We start from the raw sequence: 5,890 nt of genomic DNA, 5'->3' as shown, positions 1-5,890 counted from the left end.
CCCCAGTCCCCAGCCCAATATTTCCCTCTAAAATAGTGAGAATACCTATGGTTTTGTTAGAAAGACCATTGAGTTGGAACAGTTCTATGGTTAGCTTGACCTATCCATCTTTCCGTCTGTTGCTTTACCTAGAGTGGCTATTGTTAGCCACAGCAGTGTTTATGGAAGTTCTGCTGCCATTTCAGTTGTCCTGGTCTTTGCCGCTAGGAGTTCTGGCGATCGCTACTTTCAGCTTGATGGGTTTGAGGCTGCCAATGGTGAAGTTGGAAAGCAAATTAATTTATACAGCCCTGGAATTCAGTTTAATTTTGCTCCCAGCGACTCAACATACTTTATCAACTCGCTCAGTTTTCTTGCTGTGTCTGGTACTGGTGATGCGGAGTTGTCTCATATTTAAGCGATCGGGACAGTTGGCTGTCTTGATTTTATCTTTGCTTTGTTATGGAACACTGCTTTTATCAAGACCGATTGTACCTGAGAATTTTATGCCAGATAAGCTGATCGCCATGTCCTGGGATTGGCGATTAAGTAATATATTATTGTTTAGCTTAACGTTAGTATTCGCTTTATTGTTAATTAATGCTCTGCTTGCAGAACGCCAAAGTAGAGAGGAGTTAGAAATTGCCCATCAGCAATTGGAGACGATCAATCAACAACTTTGCCAGTATGCCTTACGGATTGAAGATCAAGCAACCTTGCAGGAACGCAATCGAATTGCCCGCGAAATTCATGATGGATTAGGACACACTCTCGCTGCCCAAACCATTCAGATTAATAATACTTTGTTGTTTTGGCAATCAAACAATGACAAAGCATTGACATTTCTCAAACAGGCAAAAGAACTAGGGGCTGAAGCGCTGCTAGAAATTCGGCGATCGCTTTCGGTTTTGCGTTCAAATCCTTTGCAAGGCCAATCTCTCAAATCAGCCATTGAAAAGCTATTGACAGATTTTCAGCAAACCACAGGTATTGACCCATCCTGTGAAATTGATATACCGTACACTTTACCAACAGAAGTAAACACCGCCCTATATCGTATTGTCCAAGAATCGCTGACCAATATTTGCAAACACGCCGAGGCAACGAGTGTCACCGTTAAACTTCTGGCTCACGCTGGGATGATTCATCTATCAATCGAAGATAATGGAAAAGGCTTTAACCCCACTCAAAATACAACCGGCTTTGGGTTACAAGGAATGCGAGAACGGTCGGTTGCACTGGGCGGTAAGTTAAATCTCCACAGTCAACTAGGAACAGGTTGCTGTATTTCTGTTTCTTTGCCACTATCAAAGCTGTTGGTGTTTTAGCTTATGATTCAGATTTTATTAGTTGACGATCAGCATCTTATTCGTCAGGGACTTAAGAGTATGCTTGAGTCCAATGCAGAGATGCAGGTAATCGGTGAGGCAGAAAATGGACAACGGGCACTCGAACAGATTGCCGTACTGCAACCCGATATTGTGCTAATGGATATTCGGATGCCCGTAATGGATGGAGTTGCCACCACAAAAGCGATCGCTCAACAATATCCTGAAATTAAGGTTCTCGTCCTCACCACCTTTGATGATGATGAGTATGTTTTTCAGGCGATGCGGCTGGGTGCAAAGGGCTATTTGCTCAAGGATACTGAACCAGATGAACTAATGTTAGCAATTCGCTCCGTCTACAAGGGACAAACCCTACTCGGCCCCGGATTGTTTGAAAAAGCACTCACGCCCATTGCCGCACCTGCCCCATCTGTGCAAACTCCTCCAGAATTGGCGCAACTCACAGCTAGGGAATTAGATGTATTACGGTTAATTGCTTGTGGAGCCAATAACCGTGAAATTGCTGAATCGCTGTTTCTTTCAGAAAATACTGTTAAGAACTATGTTACCAATATTCTGAGTCGGTTGAGTTTACGCGATCGCACTCAAGCTGCTTTGTTTGCCCATTCGTTGTTTGGCGGACTCAAATAGAGTCTGCTTACCGATATTACCTACAATGTCGTTGCTCAATCAAAACTTAACGAAATAAGTATTTGTTGGCAATTTTTGGGCAGATCCTAAATTTGTAGCCAAGTCATTGATATTACCTGTTTTGATGACTGCAAACTTATCAGTAAATAGCAAGACTTCACCATTTCCCGGTGTTACCCAAGCGTGGCGAGTCATTAGGTTCTTGGAGACAACTAAAAGAGATGAATCCCCACGGTAAGGCGGGATTGTTCTACCCAAGAAGGTTTGATTATCTCTATTAGCGATCGCATAAGCAGCAGAGGAACCCACAAAAATTTTACTGCCATCTGAGTAAATAGTTTTAGGGAAATTGCTACCGCCGTCTCCCATCCCACCATTTGTAGGTTTTCTTGGAACACTTAGCTGTCCACGCTCGACAGTAAAATTAGTCAGGTTAATAGTTCCTATATATACCTTTGTTTCGTCACGAGTCTGGGCAGCATTGGTATAGTTATCTGTGGTAATCAAAGTCCTTGTTAATAAGTCTTTGCCATTCCACCTGTAGATTGAGTTACCCCCATAAACTGAACCGAGAACATAAAGCTTGTCTTCCAAAATCTGTAATCGGTTAAGTCTGGTGTCTGCCATGTCGTTAGCAAGATCGGCAGAATTGTAACCCCAAAGCTTACCTTGGTTATTTCCTGGTAAATTTGCCAAAGCAAATATTTTTGCCCCGTCAAAAACCATCCGGTAAAGAAAAGCTACCTGGACGGGAATACCTGACCTCTTTTGTTGCTGGTAGCCACTGGTGTAGAGATACCCATTTTTATACTCAAAATCCATCACCTCAGTTACGCCATAACTCTGTTTGGCTTTAAAGTTGAGGTTTTTATCATAAATTGATAAAGTATTTGCAGACTGGTAAATAATCCAATTTTGCAGATATTTAACTCGTGCCTTTGAATTGGCTGGGTTGCTAACTATTTTTTGGTTAGTTCCATCAGTTTTTATTTTGACTAGTCCCGTGGGAACAGCTAAGACATAAGTTTTGCCATCAATTGCTACAATGTCACGAGCATTGTAATTAGAGTTGGGAATTAGTTTTTTCGTCCCATTACTTTCTACTTCCCATACGCCTTCAGTATTGATGACTGCAACTTTGCTGCCATTGGTGCAAGCTGCTATTGGTGAAGAAATGTTAAGATATGTAGCTAAAGCGGGGCTAGAATAATCAAACATTATTGTGCATCCAAAATAAAGTTGGCTGGAAAATCTTGCTGCTTAATTAAGAAAAAAATTGTTTGGGAATCTCTGCGTGTTTTGAACCTAAACTGCCTTGAGAAGTGACAAAATATTGGCTACGGTAAACTCAACCTTTGAGTTTGAGGAATCCGCAAAACAGCATATTTGCAAACATCGGGAAAATTAGGATTGTGTTGTTTTTGGGTAATGTCGTAGCGATAACTTGTTAATCGGGGTGAAAAAGTAATCTCTAAATCAATGGGTTCTTCTAAAGCACGGATAGGAGTAGATAAAAGTCTAGATTTAGATTTCTTGTTAGCACCAACACAAGAAATCAAAGCCAAGGTAATGCTGGAAAGCTCTAGCTAATAATGGGGTTTTCAATGATAACTTGCTGCAATTAAGTTGCCTCTGAGCCTGTTTTCTAATTCGACAAATACTTTGCCAACGCTTTCTCTCCTCGTTCACCCATTTCCTCTAACATTCCCTCAATCTTTTGCATAGCTAGAGATGAGGGCTTGACACGTTCTTTTTCCCAACGGTTTACCGTCGAATAAGTTATACCTAAAGATGCTGCAAACTGTTCCTGCGCAAGACCGGTTAAGCCACGGAGTTCAGGGTTTAGCTTTCCAACTTCCGGTTGGTTGATTACCAAAGATTTCTTAATGGTCATCTAACTCAAAACCCACCTTTTAATCTGGTGAGTGATATGTATTTCGCTACATCCTATTGAGACTAATGCTGAATTGATAGGCGAAAATATACCCAATTTTTATACTTTTGAAATTTATTTATCTATGTAATTGCACTTCCAATGTGAAATATTACACGTAGGTATCGTAATTGTCATTGTGAGGGAAACGCAGTCAAACAAAGCGATCGCAGTATCTGTACTTTGCGATCGCTTTGCTTGATTGGCAATGAGAACTAACTAATAATTAAATTCATGATTGCAATAAATCCTTGGGTGAAGACGCGATGAATCGCGTCGGTCTATTTGTCGCCTTCTTTTTTCAAATTGGTATAACTAACAATCTTGGTAAATTTGCCAAAGATGGATTTTGTATTATGCAAAAAGCTTTAATTGGTTTTAGGACTTACGCACAGATAAGGAAAAATCGAACCACAGAGGCGCAGAGAACACGGAGAAATGAGAGTTGAAGAGATATTTTGCGTAAGTCCTGGATCTATTGCATGCATATTGTGTATTAATACACAACAACTGAATATAGATATTTTGATATACCCTTTCAGAGATAATTCTTGTTATACAGCAGCCTACAGGGAGAACTTAATATGACATCTCCAGAAACGGTTATATGGCTACAAGAACGCACGAGTTTAGGGATTCTCTCACTTGAGGTGTTAAATGCGATCGCTCAAGTAATTGAAGACCAAGTAGTGAGTGCCGAAACTGACTTAGTTAACGAAGGCAATTCTCCAGAAGCCCTTTATATTCTGGTAGAAGGTCAACTCGAAAGCAATACCACCAATCAAAGCAACCCAGCTTTAGCTTGTGGATTTCTCCCCGGTGCAGTGATTGAACTGAAAGAATTGCTGTTGGATCAATTGACTCCATTCACAATTACTACAGTAACCGAATGTCACTTGTGGGTTGTACCTGCTGCTAAATTTCGGGAATTAGTTACTCAATACCCCGAAATTACTCAGGCTTTTTCGCGTCAATTGGCTCAAGAATTAGCTGAGGTAACATCTGCTCTTGGCTATGAACAAGAACGTTCTATTGCTTTGCGGCCATATTTAGTCACCAAGGCGCAACGCGGAATTGTCGGTACAAGTCGCTATGCTGTGCGGCTGCGGGAGCAAATTCGAGAAGCGGCCTCTGACCGCGAATCAGTGGATATTTTTGGAGAACCAGGGTTAGAAAAAGACAATATAGCAGCCCTAATCCATTTTGGTTCTCCCAAACGGCGAGAACCAATTATTAAAGTAAATTGTGGTATTCTCCAAACTAGCGGTGCAGATTTATTTGGTCGTGCTGGCGGTAAAGCAGGATTGTTGGAATGGTTGGGGGAAGGTACTCTAGTTCTCAACAACATCCAAGAACTGCCCGAAGAATTATTACCTGCCGTGACGCAGTTGCTCAAAACTAGTACATATATCCCTGTCAGTCGTTCTGGAGATTCAACCGCCCAACCCCGTCCCAGTAAAGCCAGAATTCTGATTGTTTCAGAAAAAACTCAGCCGATAGTTGAACGTTCTGTTGGTCACATTATTAAAGTACCACCGCTACGAGTGCGGAAAGCTGATATTCAAACACAGGTTGAATATTATACCAGTCTCTACATTCGCTCTAGAGGCGTTCCGAAACCGCATATTACCCCAGAAGCTTTGCGTCGCCTCCAGTCTTATGATTTTCCTGGCAACCTCAAAGAATTGAAAAATCTGGTAGAAAGAGCGATCGTGCAAGCTGAGGGTGCGAATGAATTAACAGAAGAAATTTTCTGGCCAGCCGAAACTAAGAAAAAACGATTTCGGGTGAATCTGTTAAATGCCTATCCGAATTTGCGGGTGTTTTTACGTAGTTCTTGGTGGCCCGATCGCATTAATTATGGTTTTACTGCAACCGCTTTTGCGATTATTGTGGCAATATTATTTATTGGGCCGCAAAGCCGCGATCGCAATTTCGTCTTAAATCTATTTTGGGCTTGGTGGTGGCCTTTCTTCTTATTTCTCTTTCCCTTTTTGGG

The 5,890-nt window shown here is 41.5% G+C and carries 6 protein-coding genes; 3 read left to right on the top strand and 3 right to left on the bottom strand.

Features of this window, described 5'->3' with window-relative positions:
- The coding region (locus HWQ37_RS26940; RefSeq protein WP_363318191.1) for a sensor histidine kinase at positions 1–1,307 on the top strand (1,307 nt) is incomplete at its 5' end.
- A gap of 3 nt (positions 1,308–1,310) precedes the next feature.
- Entirely contained in the window at positions 1,311–1,958 is a 648-nt protein-coding gene (locus tag HWQ37_RS26935; protein WP_292753354.1) for a response regulator, read from the top strand.
- A gap of 39 nt (positions 1,959–1,997) precedes the next feature.
- Here the strand turns inward: HWQ37_RS26935 and HWQ37_RS26930 are convergent, their stop codons facing one another.
- From HWQ37_RS26930 to HWQ37_RS26920, 3 genes are all read right to left on the bottom strand, one after another.
- On the bottom strand, positions 1,998–3,176 hold the full coding sequence (locus tag HWQ37_RS26930; RefSeq protein WP_292753351.1) for a hypothetical protein: 1,179 nt from the start codon (positions 3,174–3,176) through the stop codon (positions 1,998–2,000).
- Between the two features lie 119 nt (positions 3,177–3,295).
- Positions 3,296–3,523: a hypothetical protein gene (locus HWQ37_RS26925; protein ID WP_292753348.1), complete on the bottom strand. Its 228-nt coding sequence runs from the start codon at positions 3,521–3,523 to the stop codon at positions 3,296–3,298.
- 80 nt (positions 3,524–3,603) lie between these two features.
- Positions 3,604–3,852 carry a helix-turn-helix domain-containing protein gene (locus HWQ37_RS26920; RefSeq protein ID WP_292753345.1) on the bottom strand — a complete coding sequence of 83 codons (249 nt, stop codon included), beginning with the start codon at positions 3,850–3,852 and terminating at the stop codon, positions 3,604–3,606.
- Positions 3,853–4,475: 623 nt separating this feature from the next.
- Between HWQ37_RS26920 and HWQ37_RS26915 the strand changes: the two genes are divergently transcribed.
- Positions 4,476–5,890: AAA-type ATPase lid domain-containing protein (locus HWQ37_RS26915; protein WP_292753342.1), on the top strand; the 1,415-nt coding region annotated here is incomplete at its 3' end.

The sequence above is a fragment of the Nostoc sp. NMS4 genome, assembly GCF_017115095.1.
Classification (GTDB): domain Bacteria; phylum Cyanobacteriota; class Cyanobacteriia; order Cyanobacteriales; family Nostocaceae; genus Nostoc.
Note: the sequence above shows the minus strand (reverse complement) of the source record. Positions and strands in the feature narration are given on the sequence as shown.